The following is a 17,075-nucleotide window of genomic DNA, read 5'->3' on the forward strand; positions in this document are numbered from 1 at the left end:
GCCTGCCCGTGGATCCCCGCGGCAGGGAGGCCCTGTCAGGGGGGCCCTGGCAGGGCCCCCCTTGCCCGACCCGGTGAATGCATACTGCATCTGTGAGGAACGTGCCGACAGGGAACGATGCGGTGGGGAACAGAACGGAGCTGGGCGACTTCCTGCGGAGCCGACGGAGCCGCGTCGCGCCGCAGGAGGCGGGACTGCCGCCGTCGGCGGGGCGCCGGCGCACGGCCGGCCTGCGGCGCGAGGAGGTCGCGATCCTCGCCGGCGTCAGCATCGAGTACTACCGGCGCCTGGAGCAGGGCAAGCAGCAGCGGCCGAGTCCCGCGGTCCTGGAGGCGATCGGGCGGGTACTCAAGCTGACCGACGACGAGCGCCGCCATCTCGCGGAGCTGGGACGGGGCCGGGCGGCGGCGCCGTCCGCCGGGGCGCGGCCGGGCGGGGCGTCGCGCACCGTGCGGCAGGAGGTCCTGCGCATGCTCGACATCGCGCACCCCCACCCGGCCTGCGTACTGAGCCGGTCCAGCGACCTGCTGGCGGCCAACCGGGGCGCGCTGCGCCTCTTCCCCGGCATCGAGGACTGGCCCGAGCGGGAGCGCAACACCGCGCGCTACGCCTTTGTGCACCCCTTCGCCCGGGAGCTGTACGCCGATTGGGACGACGTGGCCCACGGGGTGGTCGCCCACCTGCGCGCCGCGGTGGTGGTGCATCCGGGCGCGCCGGACATCTGCGGCATCGTCGACGAGCTCACCCGGTGCAGCGACGAGTTCGCCGCCCTGTGGCAGCGCTACGACGTCCGAGCACGTACCAACGGGCGCAAGGTGTACCGCCACCCGGACGCGGGCCGGATGACACTGACGTACGAGGCCTTCGACGTGGCCCGCAGCGAAGGTCAGCGGCTGGTGGTCTATCAGGCTCCGCCGGAAACTCCGGATTACGAGGCATTGCTCCGCCTGTCGGCCTGATCGACGACGACAAAGAAGACGACAAAGAAATCGTCAAATCACCGGTTGGCCACCTTCCTGCCAACAATTTCAGCGCCCCACGTTACGGCGCCCGTTCGCCCTGCGCCCATTCCGCCCGAATGCCCCAGGGTCGCCGCGTGAATCCCGCTGAGCATTTCGCCACAGCCGCCCATCCATCACCCCTGAGACCGCTCTGACCTGCCACAATGGAGATTGAAGCGGAAACGAACACCCCTGCCGACGCGCCCGACAAAGCCGCGAGTTGACGAAGTTTTAACTATGCCGTTTGTCACTCGGGCGCCATCCGGCGCCTGTGTTAGCGTCATGGCCATGGCGAATTCCATTCCTGAATCTGCGGCCCGTTTCAGCAAGTTCGCGGAATTCTACGACCGCGTCCGCCCCCGGCCCCCCGAGGAACTCGCGGACCTGCTCCGCCAGTGGTCCGGGGTCACGGATCCGGCCGTGGTCGACATCGGCTGCGGCACCGGCCTCTCCGCCACCATCTGGCCCGAGGTGACCGGGGTGGAACCCTCCGCCGAGATGCGGGCCGTCGCGGCCCGTCGCGGCATCCACGTCGTCGACGGCACCGCCGAGGAGACCGGGCTGCCGGACGGCTGCGCGGACATCGTGACGGTGAGCCACGCCCTGCACTGGTTCGACGCCGCCCTGGCCTTCCCCGAGATCGCCCGCATCATGCGGCCCGGCGCCGTGCTGGCCGCCTTCGACTTCGACTGGCCGCCCGCGGTCGACCCGGCGGTCGACGCGGCATACCGGGAGTTCGAGGCGGTGCACACCGCGCTGGAGGCCGAGCGCGGGCTGCGCCCCGGTTTCGCCCCCAAGAGCGAGCATGTGGCACGCCTGCGGGAGAGCGGTCTGTTCCGGCACGTCAACGAGGTGTGCCTGCACATGAAGGAGACCGGCGGCGCCGCCCGCTTCGTCGACTTCGCGGCGAGCCAGGGCGGTGTGATCGCGCTGCTGGAGGAAGGCGTCAGCGAGGACACGCTCGGCCTCACCCGGCTGCGGGAGGTCGCGGAGCGCCGGATGACCGACGGGTCGACGTGGTGGTGGACCTGCCGGGTCCGTCTCGCCACGCGCTGACCGGACTCGCCACACCGGCTCATTACGGGGGAGGAAACAACCGTGGGACGCCTCGTCCTGCCCACCTGCCAGGGATATCCGCAGTTGGCCGAACTCGTCCGGCGCTGCCCTGGCGGTGACGCGATCGAGATCTTCACCGATCCGTACACCACACCGTCCCGGTTCGCCGAGCGGATCCGTGGGGCCCGTACCGTGCTCCACTTCTTCCACGGCCGGCCGCTGGACACCGGCGCCCTGCTGGCGGAACGGCCGCAGCAGGTCGTGGTGGCGGGCCCGGCCGCCGGGGCGGTCGACACGGACGCCGCCCGGTCCGCCGGCATCGCGGTCCACGACACGCCCGGACTGGCCGCCGACTCCGTGGCGGAGTTCACGCTGACCCTGCTGCTGATGCTGGCCCACCGGGTGCCGACGGCCGTCGGCACCGCGTCCGGCTGGCAGCCGACCGCCGGCCGTGAGCTGTCCGGCCGACTGCTGGGCATCGTCGGCTGGGGGCGGATCGGCTCCCGGGTGGCCCGCCTGGCACAGGGCATCGGCATGCGGGTCGCGGCCTGGTCACCGTCCCTGGACGAGGACACCGCCCGCGCGGCCGGCGTCACCCTCATGCCTCTCGACACCCTGCTGGCCAGGGTGGACGCGGTGAGTCTGCACCTGCGGGCCGCGCCGGGGAACCGGGAGATCCTCGACGGGCGCCGGCTCGCCCTGCTCGGCCCCCGGACCCTGCTGGTCAACACCGCCCGCGCCGCGCTGATCGACATGACCGAGCTGCGCCGGCGCCTTGCCGCCGGGCTGCTGGGCGGGGTGGCGCTGGACGTCTTCGACCTCGAACCGCTTCCTGCCGCGGACCTCCTGCGCCACCACCCGAACTCCCTGGCGACACCGCACATGGCGTGGATGACCGATGACGCCGTCCAGCGCTTCCTGGCCGCCGCCATCGCCTTCGCCACGTCGGGAGACACCGGTGGCGGGCAGGTCCGGCGGATCGTCTGACACCCGGCTCGCGCGCCCGCACGCGGGCCGTCGGGCACGTGTCACGTCACGCCGAGCGCCGCAACCGTACGGCGCTTCGCCGGCACCCGAATCGCACGGCACCCCAGCCACCCAGCACCCACCCGTCGACACCTCAACCGCACGTCCGTCACTGCGCTGCGGCCCACGGCCGAACGGCCGGCCGCACCGGAGAAAAAGGGGGTTTTCCGGATGCTCATTCCCACTACTTCGCCCACGTCACCGCAGAACGCCCGCACCGAGGACTTCACCGCCCGCACCCTGCGCGCCCTGCACCGTCAGCGGGAGCTGTGCCGCTCCCCCGCCCCGACGAGCGAGCTGGTGCTCCAGGACCTCTTCGACCAGGCCCGCAGCACCTCGTTCGGGCGCGAGCACGGCCTGGGCTCCGTCGCCACCCTCGCCGAGTGGAAGCAGGCCCTCCCGATCCGCGCGTACGAGGGCTTCCGCCCGTACGTCGAGCGGCAACTGGCGGGCGAGGCCCAGGTCCTCACGCGCAGCGCGCCGTACGCGTTCCTGAAGACCTCCGGCTCCAGCGGGCGCCCCAAGTACGTGCCCACCACCCGGCACTGGCGGGAGCGCTACCGGGGCCGCGGTCTGTACGCCCAGTGGGGCCTGTACTTCGAGCAGATCGGCGCCGGGTACCTGACCGCCGAGCACATCCTCGACCTCTCCTGGGAACGCACCCCCGCCTCCCGTAGCCTGCACGGCTTCCCCGTCTACAGCATCTCCCGCCGCCCGGCCGCGGTCGGCCCGGAGGACTGGGTACCGCCCTGGTACGACGCGCCCTGGCTGCGCGGGGACGACGAGGAGGAGTACGCCGACAGCCTGTACCGCAAACTGCGCCTGCTCGCCGGGGCCGACATCCGCCTGGCCGTCACCCTCAACCCCTCGAAGATCGTGGGCCTCGCCGAACAGCTCGCGCTGCGCGGCCCCGAGCTGCTGGACGAGGTGGGCCGCGGCACCGTCTGCGGCCGCCCGGCCGGCGGCGTCACCGCCGACCCCGCACTCGCCCGGCAGCTCGAACGGACGCTCTCACGCCGCCCCGGCGGGCTGCGCCTGACCGACCTGTGGCCCCGGCTGTCCGTCGTCGTCTGCTGGAACTCCGCCTCCGCCGGCCTGTACCGCGACTGGCTGGACGACGTCACACCCGGCATCCGCAAACTGCCGTTCAGCACGACCGGCACCGAGGGCATCGTCACCATTCCGGTGGACGACCACCCCTCAGCCGGTCCGCTCGCCGCCGACCAAGGGATCTTCGAGTTCGTACCGTGCCGCGAGGACGACGACGGCGGGCCGCTGGACCCCGCCGCCGAGACCCTGGACCCGCGGGAGCTGGAGACCGGCCACTCGTACCGGCTCGTCATGAGCCAGGCCAACGGGCTCTACCGCTACGACGTCGGAGACGTCTACACCGTCCTCGGCCGGGTCGGCGCCCTGCCGCGCCTGGAGTTCACCGGGCGGGCCGGCTTCGGCAGCTCCTTCACCGGCGAGAAGCTCACCGAGTCCCACGTCTACGAGGCCGTACGGGCCGCCTGCGCCCGCTTTCCGGGGAGCCTTCCCCTGTTCACCTGCGTGCCCTCCTGGGGCACCCCGCCCGGATACGTCCTGGCCATGGAGTGGGACCCACGGCGGAGCGCGGCCGAGCGCGCCGACTTCACCGCCGCGGCCGAGGCCGCGCTCCAGAGATGCAACCCGGAATACGCCGAGAAGCGGCGCAGCGACCGCCTGCGCCCGCTGCGGCTGCTCCCGCTGGCGCCGAAGAGCTTTCTCGCCATCGCCGAGGCACAGCGCCGACAGGGCGCGGCGGCCATGCAGATCAAGCATCACTGGATCCAGCGGGACGACACCCTGCTGACCGTGATCGACGACCTCGGACTGCCGCTGTACGCCTGACCCTCCCCCTGCGGACCCCCCTCCCCCCTGCGGAAAGATGACAGCCACCGTGATCAGCGAAGAACACCCGGCAGCGGTACACCGCGTCGAGACGGTCACCGCGGCGGACGGCACCCCGCTCGCCCTGCACCAGTGGATACCCGAGGCCCCCAAGGCGGCCGTCTTCTACGTACACGGTCTGCAGAGCCACGCCGGCTGGCTCTTCGAGACCGGGCCCGAACTGGCCCGCCGGCAGATCGCCGTGTACGCCCCGGACCGGCGCGGTTCCGGGGCCAGCGGCGGGCCCCGCGGCCATCTGCCCTCCGCCGGCGCGGTGCTGGACGACTACGCCGCGCACTTCCGGACCGTCCGGACCCGGCACCCCGGTGGCTTCCCGGTCACCGCGGTCGGCCAGAGCTTCGGCGGCAGCCTGCTGGCCGCCCTGCTCACCACCGGCCGGATCCGCCCGGACGGCGTGGTCTTCTGCGCCCCGGCGCTCGGCCAGCAGCGGGCCCGCCATGGACACGACGGGGTACAGCGCCTCCGCGCGCTGCACGGCCACCACCGTTCCCCGATCGCCCTGAAGGACGAGGACTACACCGGCGAACAGCGCTACCTCGCCTTCATGGCGAACGACCACGGCATGCTGCGCCAGGTCACGGACGGCTGCCGCGCCGTCATGGCCGAGCTGGAACTCCTGTACACCGAGGGCGCCCCCGAGGAATACGGCACGCCGCCGGCCCCGGCGCACTTCGTCCGGCCGGCGCGGGACGCCATCATCGACCTGGACACCGCGCGGTCGGTGCTCGCCCGCGTGTGTCCGCACGCCGTCGACACCCACTTCGACACCGACCGCCATTACCTGGAGTTCTCCCCGGTACGGGACCTGTTCTGGAACTGGCTCGCCGCTGTGGCCACGGATACGGGAGCCGGCGCAGCCATGGACGCCACGGCCCCGGCCTGCTCCGGCACACCGGCCACCACCCGCCCAGGGGGCTCACGGTGAGCCATCCGCTCGACATCGTCGGCGCCCGGTCCGCACAGGTCCCCCTGCACCGGCCCTTCGCCCACGCCCGGCACGCCCACACCCGTAGCCGGTCGGTGCTGCTCACCCTGCGCCTGGACGGGGTCTCGGGCTGGGGGGAGGGTGCTCCCCGCCCCTACGTGACCGGGGAGACGACCGACAGCGCGGTCCAGGCCCTGCGCGCCCTCGATCCGGACGTGCTCGGCCCGCTCCTGGCGGTGGAGGACTTCAGCCGTGCCGTGGCCGTGCTGGCCTCGCTCGACCTCCCCCGGCTGCTGGGCGGCCCGCGGCCGATGCCGGCCGCCGCAGCCGCGCTGGAGACCGCACTCCTCGACGCGCTCTGCCGACGGCACGGGCAGCCGATGTCGGCCGTCCTGGATGCCTGTCCCTGGGCGGAAGGCGTGCTCACGTCCACCGACCGCCCCCGTACGGTGAGCGAGGTGGTGGACCTCAGCCGTACCCCCGCCGAGCAGTTGGAGGCACTGCCGCCGGCCATCCGCGGACGCCTCGCCCATGTGAAGCTCAAGGCGCTGGACAGCCCCGAGGAAACCGCCGAGCGAGCACTCCAGGTGCGTGGCCTGCTGGGCTCCGCGGTGCGGCTGTCCGTGGACGTCAACGGGGGCTGGGACCCCGGCACCGCCGAGCGGGGCGCGCGGCTGCTGCGCGAGCGTGCCGGGGCCGACTGGATCGAGGAACCCACCGCCCCGCGGCACTGGGCCGCCCTGCGCCGCATCCAGGACGGCGGGATGCCGGTGATGCTCGACGAGTCGGCGATGGACACCACCGACGTGGAGTGGGCGGCCGCCACCGCCGCCGCCTCGCTGGTCAACATCCGCATCTCGAAGTGCGGTGGTCTGCTGCCCGCCCTGCGGATGGCCGTACGCGCCCGTGAACTCGGCCTGCGCGTCCAACTCGGCGTCCAGGTCGGTGAGATCGGGCCGCTGTGGTCGGTGGGCCGAACGCTGGCGGCACGGCTTGCCGATGTCGTGGCCGTCGAATGCGGCCGCCAGGACGAGTGGTTCCCCACCCCGCTCACCGATCCGCCGTACACGGTCGACCGGGAGCGGCACAGCGCTCCCCCGCCACCGGGCCCCGGCCACGGGCTGCGCCCCGCCGAGGCCCTGGCCGCCCATGTCAGCGACAGCCGACCAGAACCCCAAGGAGTCCGATGAACCTCGCACGACTGATGACGGCGCAGGGGCCGCGATACGGGGTGGTGGATCGGCGGCTAGGCGTGGTCAGGCTCCTCAGGGGCCCGGAGGGTTCGGCGGGCGTGGAAGCTCTGGCAGACCTGGCAGGTCCGGCGGGACCGGCGGGCCTGAAGGGGCCGGAACCGGAATCGGGTTCGAGGCCGGCGGGCGGGGTAGGCGATGCCGTCTTCCCCGGCCTGCCACTGACGCCCGTGGAGGAGAGCGTGCCCCTCACGGAAGCCAGGCTCCTGCCACCGGTGAACCCCGGCAAGATCGTCGTCATCGGCCGCAACTACGGCGGCCGGGCGGAGGCCCCCGGAAACCTGCTGATCCACCTCAAGCCCCCCACGTCGGTCATCGGCCCGAACGATCCGATCGTGCTCCCCACACTCTCCGACGACGTGCGTTACGAAGGAGAGCTGGCCGTCGTCATCGGCCGTACCTGCCGGTCGGTGGAGACCGCGAACGCGGCCGACCACGTCCTCGGCCACACCTGCGCCAACGATGTGACGGCCTGGGACATCGGAACCGACGGCGGCCAGTGGACGAAGGCCAAGGGCATGGACACGTTCTGCCCGCTCGGCCCCTGGATCAGCACGGACCTCGACCCGACGGCAGCCGGCATCACCACCCGCGTCAACGGTGAGGTACGCCAGAAGGGAAGCACCGCCCACCTGACCCGCGGCACGGCCACACTCGTCGCCGAGGTGAGCCGGCTGATGACCCTGCTCCCCGGCGATGTCCTCCTGACCGGCACCCCCGCGGGCAGCGGCGCACTCGCCGCCGGGGATTCCGTCGCCATCGACATCGACGGTATCGGCACCCTCCACAACCCCGTTGTCGCCGCCACCGGCCCGCGCACGCAAGGGTGCCCCTGACGGGGCAGCGCCCCGAGTGGGGCAACAGGCGTCAGGTGCGCCAGACTCCGGGCGCCTCGGCGAGGCTGGTCCCGTCCACCCGCCCCGGCCGCGTAGAAGTCGTAGGCGGCGGGGTCGAGGTCGAGGTGGTGGCAGTCGGAGGCCGGCCGGTGCGGGTCGCCGCGTTCGCCCTCGGCTGCGGGCAGTCCTGGAAGTCACTGTTGCGCCGGCGGTGAGGAGTCGAGCATGGGGAGGCGTGGAAGTACGCCCCGGCGCGCAGGCAGGAAGGACCTTCAGCCATGACGATCAGCTCGAATCCGAGTACGGACAGCCTGGCCGCGATCGAAGCGCGGATCGACCGGCGCCGGGACCAGTACGCCCTCCCCGAAGGCCATGTCGCAGAGGCGGCCTCACCATGGCTCCCCTTCGCCCCACAGGTGATGATCAAGCATCTGACGTTCGACGTCCGCGGCAGCTCGGCCGCGAACGTCCTGTGGGTGCAGGCCGGCGGGACCCTGGGCCGCCACCGCCACCGCGGCCCGGTCTCCGGCTATGTACTCGACGGCAGTTGGCGCTACCTGGAGTACGACTGGGTCGGCCGAGTGGGTGACTTCATCCGGGAAAGCCCGGGCCGCACCCACACCCTGACCTCCGACGAGGGCATGAAGACCGTCTTCTGGCTGAACGGGCCGGTGGAGTTCCTCGACGAGCAGGACAGGGTGACCGAGGTGATTGACGTCTTCTGGTTCATCGACCACTACGAGCGGGGCTGCCAGGAGCAGGGGATCCCGATCAACCGGGCGCTCTATCTGTGAGCCCAGCCCTGGAGGCAGGGCGCCCGTTCCGACCGCGACCGCGACCGCGCCTTCGACCTGGGCTGGGCTTGGGCTTGGGCTTGGGCTTGAAGAGTCCGACACTCCGGAACTCAGTGGGCGTGAACTCGGGGGGCGCTCGGGCGCGGGGCGGGCATGGGGCGGATGCGGCCATGACGGCCAGGCCCTCTCGCCCTCCTACTCGCAGGCACAACCAGCAGCAGCCTGGGCAGGCTCGGCGGCCGCGGGGTCGCTGATGCAGCAGGCGTCACCGTCCAGGACGGGGCTCCTGCCCGCCTGGTCGGCGTCAGCCTTGACGACGTAGACCTCCCAGGGCTCCTTGCCGGGACCGGTCACCCAGACCTTGTCCTGCAGGGCGTAGCAGCAGGAGGTGTCGTTCTCCTCGAAGGTCGCCAGTCCCGCGTTCTTGAGGCGGTCGGCGGCCGCAGCGACCTGGTCGGTGGAGGCGACCTCGACGCCGAGGTGGTCCAGCCGGGTCTCCTGGCCTGCCTCCCCCTCGATGAGGACGAGCTTCAGTGGGGGCTCGGCGATGGCGAAGTTGGCGTAGCCCGGGCGGCGCTTGGCCGGTTCGACTCCGAAGAGCTTGGAGTAGAACACCACCGACGCTTCCAGGTCGGCGACGTTGAGGGCGAGCTGGACACGGGACATGACGTCCTCCCTGATCCCGTTGCATCGACATGCTTCGATACAGCCATCTTGCGCCCTGGATTGACGTTCGTCAACATAGAAGGATGTCGAAACAGGGTGGGAAGTGCTCGGGCGGACCGAAGCCTGCCGCCCGGGGCTTATGACCGTCCCGCTGGCTGAAGGCCAGGCGACCGAGTTCGGGGTGCACTCCGGACGGAAGTCGGGAGAACGCTCGCCAGTCCCGGTGCCGCGACGGTGGTCGAACTCCGACGTATGGCGGGGAATGCGGCCGTGTCCTCGATGTTGGCCGGCAACCAGGCCCCGGCGCCTCACGTCATGCCGCAGGTGACTGTCCAGCGTGCCGGGAACGGCGTCCAGGAACGCTGGGTGTCGCCTCAGCATGCCGGGCACGGCACCCTGCATGAAGCGGAGGCGTCGTTCGGCTATGGCCCCCTGGCCGGTGAACATCTGGCTGGCTCACGCCAAGAACGATCCGGGGTACATGCACCAGTTCTTGAGGGACGCATGACCAAGATGAAGCCCGACTTCACCAAGCCGTTGGGCCGGCACGGCTCCGGAGGGGTCGGCAACCTGCACTTCCGCCCCGGGACCGTCGAACAGCGGCGGGCCAATGGGGCCGCGGCCGACCCCAGGGGCTGCGCGGGACCACGTTCACCGCTGCGCCCGAGGCCGTCCATCGGCGTACGGTCCTACGCCTCGGCTCACCCCCGGCCTCCGACGCCGACGCCGTCACCGGCGACCGGGACTCCGAGCCGGTCAGTCGGTCCTGTACCATCGCCCCCTTGGCCACGTACCAGCCGACGCCACCGTGGTCACCCGCCCCCCCCGGATAGGTGCAACAGCCTGCCTCCATGATGGCGACAGGCTTGCCGTGGGCGCGTTCCCTGCGCGGGTCGGCGCAGTAGGTGGCGGCGTTGCGCGCGCTGCGGAAGGCGTCCAGACCCACGACATCAAACGGGGTCCAGTCCACGCCGTCGAGGGGGCAGGAGGCGTACTACGTCATGAGGATCGAAGACGGGGCGCGAGGTGTCGCCGTTGGGAGAGGCGCCGTGTCGTAGTGGATGCCCTTACCACGCAGCATGTTGGATTCCTCCTGAAGCGATCGCTGTGTTCCTGTACGGCGTGATCGTTCAAGTTGCCGCTGCGTCAGTGTCAAGGCCGGGTTGTCTGCGCGGTGTTCGGGGCAGCCAATCCCCAGCCGCACCAGTCCGGCCGGGGTTGGTGGGCCCGGAGACCGGCCCCCGGCCAGCCCCCTGAAACCTTTCGGCTCCCGTACACGGATTGGTCCCGGCCGGCGCCGAAAGGCACCCCTCGAAGGCGTTCTCGCCAACCGGGACGGTCTGGTTGAGTGCATTCAACGCGGCCTGGAACGGTGGCCGTTATCAGCGAATCTGTACTGTCGCCACGTCCGATGTCCGCCACCGTACGGGGTGCTGGTCGAGCGGGCTGGTCAGCCCGTACGCCACCGCTCGGAATCGCAGCGGGCCGCGCTGTGCGCCCTTCACACGGGTCGCGGCCTGCGCGTCCGTGCCGTCCTCCCTGGAGACCGTGGCGCCGCAGGCCACCTGGTGCCACGCCTGCCCGCCGCTGCGGTCTTCCAGGCATATCCGCAGGTAGGAGGCGGCATCGTCGTTCCCGTGCGCGGATACTGCGAAAGTCTTGCCGACAGCCGCAGTTCGCGGCGCCGACAGGTCCACGGTGCCCTTGGCGTGTGCGGGCACGGCGGCAAGCGCCAGTGAGGTCAGCCCCAACGCACCGGTCACGGCCACGCGCCGCCGGCTCAGCATCCTCGTCTCGGTCTTCATCGTCCTGGTCATGGGCTTCCTTTCCATGGCTTTCCCTGTGGCGTCCACCGCATGTCGGCGCCTTCGAATTCTGAGCTGGTCCCGCTCAGAGGTGTTCTCGGCGGACGTCTTCGACGCTACGCGCGAGTACGGCTTCCCCACGCCGTTCGGACGCGGTCTACGTAGCGCGTTACGTAATCCCCGCCTACAGGGGCTTTACGGGATCGCACGGCCTCCACCGATGCCTCTGTCCGGCTGTCACCACGCCACCCCGATACCGAACGGGCTGGGAGCGCGCACCACCCACCTGATCCAGTCCGCCCCATGGGCGAAGTCCGCGCCGGCGGCCGTGTTCACCACGTACGCCCACCTGGTGGACCGACTGCGCGGGCTTCTGCGAGCCTCGACGCCCCCATGGGCCAGGGCCAAGCCCGCGGACCGCTGGCGGCCGCTCCGATAGGCGGTGAGCGGCGCGATCCGCCAGAGCCCGAGACCGTCGGCCCACCGAGTACCGGACAGTCGTACCGGGCCCGGTGCGGCTGTCCGTGTCATTTCTCGCGGGCCTCAGCCATCGTCGTCCGGATCCTCTCTGGAGGCACGCCGCCCGCGCGTGACCGCGAGGACGCTGCCGACGATGGCGATCACGGCGATGGCCAGGGCGATGCTGACTCCGCCTTCCGTATCCCAGTACACGTCTTCCAGGCTGATCAGCAGCGCCGCCTCGTCGACGACGAGAGCCAGGCCCACCCCGTAGGACAGCCCTATCCAGGCGCGTGCCCGCGCCGAGCGTTCGGCCAGGCTCGCCGCACCCACCACCGCGAGCAACAGGATCCCCCACACGTAGTGATGAATGTGCACCCCGCCGGCCTGCACGTCGCCGACCCCCGCCACGTCGATGTGGATGAGCCAGGTGAGCAGGCGCATCCCGCCGAAGGTGAGGGCGAACCCCCACCAAGCCAGGACGAAGCCCCGGCGCTTCGGTGAGATGCCTGGCAGCAGGCGCAGCCAGAGCGAGGGACGCTTGGCGTGCCCGAGCGGTGCGTGGCCGGACGTCTTCGAAGACTTCATCCGGACTCTCCCACCGTGAACTTCTCGATCAGTGCGGCCATGGCGTCCGGCGCGCTGTAGTGGGCCGCGTGGGCCGCGCCCGGGATGTCCTGCGCGCGCCCAGCGGCGACCAGGGCTGCCACGCGCCGAATCCATGTGCCGGAAGCGATGGTGTCACCCGCTCCCCGTACGACGAGCGTGGGCGCGCGGACCTGGGACAGGTTGGCCTCGAATGACTCGGCCGCGTCCCGCAGCGAGTGCTGAAAGGAGGCGGCGCAGCGCAGGGGGCCGGTCACCAGGTAGTCGAACGCGGCCAGAGGAAGCAGGCTGAGGGGCTCTCCGGGGGCGTCCGCGACGAGCCGTACGAACTGGCGCCAACCGGAGATCCCCGGTTCGAGCGCCGGGCCGACCAGCACCAGGTGGCTCACCAGATGGGGGTGGCGGGCGGCCAGGGAAGCGGCCACCTGGCAGCCGACCGAGTTGGCCACCATCACACTCGGGCCCAAGGACAGTCGCTGGTGCAGGCAGGCCAGGGCATCGGCGAGCTGTCCGACATCGGGTGCGCGGTGCGCGGCGGCCCGCGAACGCGCGTTGCCCGGCAGGTCCGGCACCACCACGCTCGCCCCACTCGCGGCCAGCCGACGCGCGAGCGGCACGAAGTAACGTCCCGAGAGCCCGAGACCGTGTACGAGCATCATGGCTGGGCGGTCCTCGTGTGGCGGAGGCCCGTATCTGCGGGTGAAGAAACCGGTGTCAGTCATGTGATCCACGTGCCCAGCATCGCCTCCCGCACAACCCGGCTCCACTCGACGCACAGGCTGGGTGGTCTGCGGTTTTGTCGACCGGCCGCTACTCCGGCCCCGGGAACCACGGCATCGTCGTTCACCCCCCACCTGGTCGCCCAGCCGTATCCGGACCACCTGAAAGAGCGCCGTACCGAACCGGGGCAGCCAGAAGCAGCTTGACGGCAGCAGCATGAGTCCCGGTCACCCTGGCGGATTTGCATCAGGCCCCGGAGGGCCGCTGCCCCTGGGAGCCGTCGGCCGCGAGTGGAAGCCTGCGGAGCGACAGTGCGCTGGGCGCCGGCAGCGCCTCGTGGGCCGCCTCGGCGCGGAATGACTGGAGCAGGTACGCCACCAGGCGCCGGGACGCCGCGCGGTCGTCCGGCAGCGCGGTGACCAGTCCGCAGTGGGCCAACAGCGCCACGGCGAGGTCGGAGGGGTGGAAGTCGGCTCGCAGTGCGCCCGCCGCCTGCGCTCTGCGGACCAGGGTCATGAAGTCCCGCTCGGCCCGTTCCCGTACCCGCGCGTGTTCTCCCGTGCTGTCCGGGAAAGCCGCGACGAACGCGGCCGGGAAGCCCCGTTCTTCCCGTTGCAGTGCGCAGACCGTTTCAACCAGGCGTCGGAATCCCCGCCACGGGTCGGGATCGGCCAGCGCCTCGCTGAGCGCCTGGGCACAGGTGTCCATCTGTTGCGCGAACGCGGCCCGCACCAGGGCTTCCCTGGTCGGGAAGCGCCGGTACAGCGTCGCCACGCCGACCCCCGCCCGGCGGGCCACGGTCGCCATGGGCGCGTCGATGCCGTGCTCGGCGAAGACCTCGCGGGCAGCCTTGAGGATGCGTCGCCGGTTGCGCCGGGCGTCCGCCCGCAGCCCGTCCGGACCCGCGATCCGAGAGGATTCCCCCGCCACTGTCTCTCACCTCCGGCTCAAGTGGACGCCCTCGTCCACTTGGCAGCCTACGCTCGGCGCCCAGGCCCCCGCACAACCGCTGGCAGCGAAGGCGAGAACGATGGACGACCGTACGATGAAAGCCGTTCTGTTCGACCGCTTCGGCGGCCCCGACGTGCTGTACGTGGGCCGGGTGCCGCGCCCCGGGCCGGCACCGGGCGAGGTCCTCGTGCGCGTACGTGCGTTCAGCGTGAACGGCGGCGAACTGGCCGCCCGTTCCGGTCAGGTCCGCCTCCTCACCGGCCGGAGGTTCCCGCAGCGCATCGGGCTGGATTTCACCGGCGAGGTCGCCGCAGTCGGCACCGGCGCGACCGGCGTGGCGGTCGGCGACCGGGTGTGGGGCATCGTGGGCCGCGTCTCCGGTTTCGGCAGCGCCGCCGAGTACGTGACGGTACGACCCGAGCGGCTCGGCCGGGTCCCGGACGGACTGAACCTCGTGGCCGCCGCCGCGCTGCCGGTGGCCACCACGGCTATCACGGCCCTCCGCGACAAGGCCGCGCTGCGCCCCGGTGACCGGTTGCTCGTACGGGGCGCAGCAGGAGGCGTCGGCAATGCCGCCGTGCAGCTCGGGCAGGCGTACGGCGCCGAGGTCACAGCCCTGGCACGCGCCGCCAACCTCGACTTCGTCCGCACGCTCGGCGCCCACCACGCCGTCGACCACCGGACCGTTCCCCCGGCGGAACTGGGCCGGTTCGATGTCGTCCTCGACACGGCAGGCACCGGCCTGCGCACCTTCCGGCGGCTGCTGAAGCCCGGCGGACGCATGGTCACCATCGCCTTCGACCTGACGCGGCCCGCTGCTTCGCTGGGCTACATCGCGGCCAGCGCCGTACACGGTCGCGGCCGGGTGCGCTTCTTCAGCGGCGATCCCCAACGAGCGCTCTTCGACGACCTCGCCCGCCACGCGACGGAGGGCACATTGCGGCCGGCGGTGGACACGGTCTTCCCCCTGGAGGAAACAGCAGCGGCACACCGGGCGCTGGAGGCGGGCGGCGTGCGGGGCAAGTACGTGGTCCGGGTCGACTGAGGCTGCTCCGACAGCAGGGCCTGCGCCACGGGTAGCCACCCGCTGACTGCGAAAGATCACCGCGCGGCCGTTTCGGCGCGATGGTCCGGTAGGCCCGGTGGTCGGCAGGCCCGACGGCCGGTGGCCCCGGCGGCCTGTACCGGAGACTGGCGCGGGAGGCCCGTACGGTCACCGCTGAACACCCTGCTCGAAGTGGCCGAACATCCTTCCCGACGGCAAAGTAGCGCTTCGGGGCCGCGCCCCAGGGCGCCTCCCCGCCCGTCGGCGGCCCTCCGCCGGCCAGCCCCGCACTCTCTTCTCATTCCTGAAAACGCGTCCGCCCCTTGAACCTCGCCAGCTTCCAGAGCACAGACAGAACACCGACAACTTGTACAGACGCTCTGGTGCCCCTCGTTGACACGGGATACTTTCGGACACGAGATGCCCCGCCCCGGGACATCACGTCATAGGGGGAAAATTGCGCAAGTTCGGTGTATCCGTCGCAGGCCTGTCTCTCGCCTTGGGGGTTCTCGGGCTCAGTACGGCTCCCAGCGCCGCTGCGGCGACGCCCTGTCCGTCCGGAGCGGTCTGCATCCGCGAGACGAACGGCAGCATCCTGAGCAAGAACATCTTCTACAGCTACGGCGCCCACAACCTGTCGAACGTCACCGGCAACCGGGTGATCGTCAACAATCAGACGGGCGGAGCCGGATTCCGGTTCTGCTACGGCTACAACGGCGGTGGTGGCTGCTCCGACGTGATGCGCGGTGTGGGCGAATCCGCGCCGTACAACATGACGCCGATCAACTCCGTCGTACTCGTGCCATAACCGTTACCGAGGCCACGATCTTCGGCCGGGTTCGCCCCGCCGCTCACGCCACCGCGGCGTGAGCGGCGGGGCGAACCGTGAAGGCCCGAAGCCCGACGCATGCGGCGGTTCACCCTGCGGGCCGATCGCCGCCCAGTCGACTCGTACTCGCCTGGCAAGGGCAGGGACCGCAGGCCGCTGGTCGCTGGCCGCCTCATCGTCGCCGCCGCGCTCAGCCACCCCGCCATGCAGCCCGACCGGAACTCCACGAGCCGAAGTCCCGCTCGGTTCGGCTTCTTCCCGCCGCCGGAGCGCCGCCGGAGCGCCGTCAGAGCGGCAGTCGTGCCTCGCGCGGCGGCCTTGTGCAACCTCGCCGAGTCGCGGTGCCGTCACCCGCCACAGTCCACGATCGTCTTCTGCCGCCGGTACCGGCAGAACGCCCAGGCCGTGTACGCCACGGCCGGTACGGACAGGGCCGGCACCAGCCACCACGGGAGGCCGAGCAACAGGGCCGGGAACCCGACGGCGATGCAGGTGACCGCCGTGGCGATGAACACGGGCATGCCGTACGGGCGCCAGGTGAAGGGCTGGGGGTTGCGGGGGCCGGCCAGCCGTACCGCGCCGAATACGAGCCCCATCACGGCCAGGAGGCCCAGGAACGTGCCGAGGGCGGCTGTCATCTGAGGTTCGTCGCGCGGTGCGTAGGAGGTGCTCTGCCGAGCTCCCGCCTTGCTGATCGTCATGACGAGGCCGCGCCAGACCGTACCGGTGATCCGGTCCCCCGGCCTGAGCGTCTCCAGCACCGGTTCGGAATCACCGAACACCGCGACGCCGTTACCGACTGGCGCGCCGGACAGGGTCGCCTTGTAGCTGCCGTTCCTTCCGCCCCTGACCTCCGTGTTCTCGACCGTGAAGGACACCGTGCGCAGGCAGTGCTCCACCGCCTTCGCCCGCGTGTGGGCGGGGCACGGCGCGGCCGTCGTATAGTCCCGGTAGTCCTTGATGTCCCTGGGCAGCCACGTGGCGAACACCAAGGAGCAGGCCAGCGCCGAAGCGAGAGCCAGCACCATCAATGAGGCGCCGCCGAGCCTCGTCCGACCCGCAGACCGGCGAGAAGCCCGGCCGCCTCCCTGCGGAGGCAGCGACGACCCGTCCGCCCCGTGGGCCGTGCCTGCTCTCGTCACCGTCATGATGTGCCGTCTCTCCTTGCCGGTCC

The 17,075-nt window shown here is 71.4% G+C and carries 16 protein-coding genes; 10 read left to right on the forward strand and 6 right to left on the reverse strand.

From position 1 onward, the window contains the following. The first annotated feature begins 122 nt into the window (after positions 1–122). The 8 genes from ACH4EB_RS22885 (at position 123) to ACH4EB_RS22920 (ending at position 8,820) form a co-directional block, all read left to right on the forward strand. Positions 123–959 (forward strand): helix-turn-helix transcriptional regulator, encoded by an 837-nt coding sequence (locus ACH4EB_RS22885; protein WP_398349407.1) that lies wholly within the window; start codon positions 123–125, stop codon positions 957–959. A 330-nt stretch (positions 960–1,289) separates the two neighbouring features. Next, positions 1,290–2,057: a class I SAM-dependent methyltransferase gene (locus ACH4EB_RS22890; RefSeq protein WP_398349408.1), complete on the forward strand. Its 768-nt coding sequence runs from the start codon at positions 1,290–1,292 to the stop codon at positions 2,055–2,057. A gap of 42 nt (positions 2,058–2,099) precedes the next feature. Further along, complete coding sequence (locus ACH4EB_RS22895) at positions 2,100–3,044, forward strand: NAD(P)-dependent oxidoreductase (RefSeq protein ID WP_398349409.1); 945 nt, start codon at positions 2,100–2,102, stop codon at positions 3,042–3,044. A gap of 210 nt (positions 3,045–3,254) precedes the next feature. Next, positions 3,255–4,955, forward strand: coding sequence for a GH3 auxin-responsive promoter family protein (locus ACH4EB_RS22900; RefSeq protein ID WP_398349410.1), 1,701 nt, complete (start codon positions 3,255–3,257; stop codon positions 4,953–4,955). A gap of 37 nt (positions 4,956–4,992) precedes the next feature. Further along, positions 4,993–5,940, forward strand: coding sequence for an alpha/beta hydrolase (locus ACH4EB_RS22905; RefSeq protein ID WP_398349411.1), 948 nt, complete (start codon positions 4,993–4,995; stop codon positions 5,938–5,940). Beyond that, entirely contained in the window at positions 5,937–7,130 is a 1,194-nt protein-coding gene (locus ACH4EB_RS22910) for an enolase C-terminal domain-like protein (protein ID WP_398349412.1), read from the forward strand. Before ACH4EB_RS22905 ends, ACH4EB_RS22910 begins: the two co-directional genes overlap by 4 nt. 242 nt (positions 7,131–7,372) lie before the next feature. Then, the gene (locus ACH4EB_RS22915; RefSeq protein ID WP_398349413.1) at positions 7,373–8,026 is read left to right on the forward strand and encodes a fumarylacetoacetate hydrolase family protein; all 654 of its coding nucleotides are present in this window, start codon (positions 7,373–7,375) and stop codon (positions 8,024–8,026) included. Between the two features lie 278 nt (positions 8,027–8,304). Continuing rightward, positions 8,305–8,820 carry a 2,4'-dihydroxyacetophenone dioxygenase family protein gene (locus ACH4EB_RS22920; RefSeq protein ID WP_398349414.1) on the forward strand — a complete coding sequence of 172 codons (516 nt, stop codon included), beginning with the start codon at positions 8,305–8,307 and terminating at the stop codon, positions 8,818–8,820. Positions 8,821–9,015: 195 nt separating this feature from the next. On the opposite strand, the gene ACH4EB_RS22925 is transcribed toward ACH4EB_RS22920, so the two are convergent. From ACH4EB_RS22925 to ACH4EB_RS22945, 5 genes are all read right to left on the reverse strand, one after another. Continuing rightward, positions 9,016–9,486 (reverse strand): ArsI/CadI family heavy metal resistance metalloenzyme, encoded by a 471-nt coding sequence (locus ACH4EB_RS22925; protein WP_398349415.1) that lies wholly within the window; start codon positions 9,484–9,486, stop codon positions 9,016–9,018. 1,382 nt (positions 9,487–10,868) lie between these two features. Then, positions 10,869–11,303, reverse strand: coding sequence for a hypothetical protein (locus tag ACH4EB_RS22930; RefSeq protein ID WP_398349416.1), 435 nt, complete (start codon positions 11,301–11,303; stop codon positions 10,869–10,871). Between the two features lie 531 nt (positions 11,304–11,834). Continuing rightward, positions 11,835–12,338 (reverse strand): hypothetical protein, encoded by a 504-nt coding sequence (locus tag ACH4EB_RS22935; RefSeq protein ID WP_398349417.1) that lies wholly within the window; start codon positions 12,336–12,338, stop codon positions 11,835–11,837. Then, on the reverse strand, positions 12,335–13,015 hold the full coding sequence (locus ACH4EB_RS22940; protein ID WP_398349418.1) for an alpha/beta fold hydrolase: 681 nt from the start codon (positions 13,013–13,015) through the stop codon (positions 12,335–12,337). The genes ACH4EB_RS22935 and ACH4EB_RS22940 overlap by 4 nt, the downstream gene beginning before the upstream one ends. Positions 13,016–13,322: 307 nt before the next feature. Further along, positions 13,323–14,006: a TetR/AcrR family transcriptional regulator gene (locus ACH4EB_RS22945; RefSeq protein ID WP_398349419.1), complete on the reverse strand. Its 684-nt coding sequence runs from the start codon at positions 14,004–14,006 to the stop codon at positions 13,323–13,325. Positions 14,007–14,106: 100 nt separating this feature from the next. On the opposite strand from ACH4EB_RS22945, the gene ACH4EB_RS22950 reads away from it, so the two are divergent. Together ACH4EB_RS22950 and ACH4EB_RS22955 are read left to right on the forward strand one after the other, a co-directional pair. Beyond that, positions 14,107–15,072, forward strand: a complete 966-nt coding sequence (locus ACH4EB_RS22950; RefSeq protein WP_398349420.1) for an NAD(P)-dependent alcohol dehydrogenase — start codon at positions 14,107–14,109, stop codon at positions 15,070–15,072. 457 nt (positions 15,073–15,529) lie between these two features. Next, entirely contained in the window at positions 15,530–15,880 is a 351-nt protein-coding gene (locus ACH4EB_RS22955) for a hypothetical protein (protein ID WP_398349421.1), read from the forward strand. Between the two features lie 368 nt (positions 15,881–16,248). Here the strand turns inward: ACH4EB_RS22955 and ACH4EB_RS22960 are convergent, their stop codons facing one another. After that, positions 16,249–16,929, reverse strand: a complete 681-nt coding sequence (locus ACH4EB_RS22960) for a hypothetical protein (protein WP_398349422.1) — start codon at positions 16,927–16,929, stop codon at positions 16,249–16,251. Positions 16,930–17,075: the final 146 nt, after the last annotated feature.

Source organism: Streptomyces sp. NPDC018045, assembly GCF_044327445.1.
GTDB lineage: Bacteria > Actinomycetota > Actinomycetes > Streptomycetales > Streptomycetaceae > Streptomyces.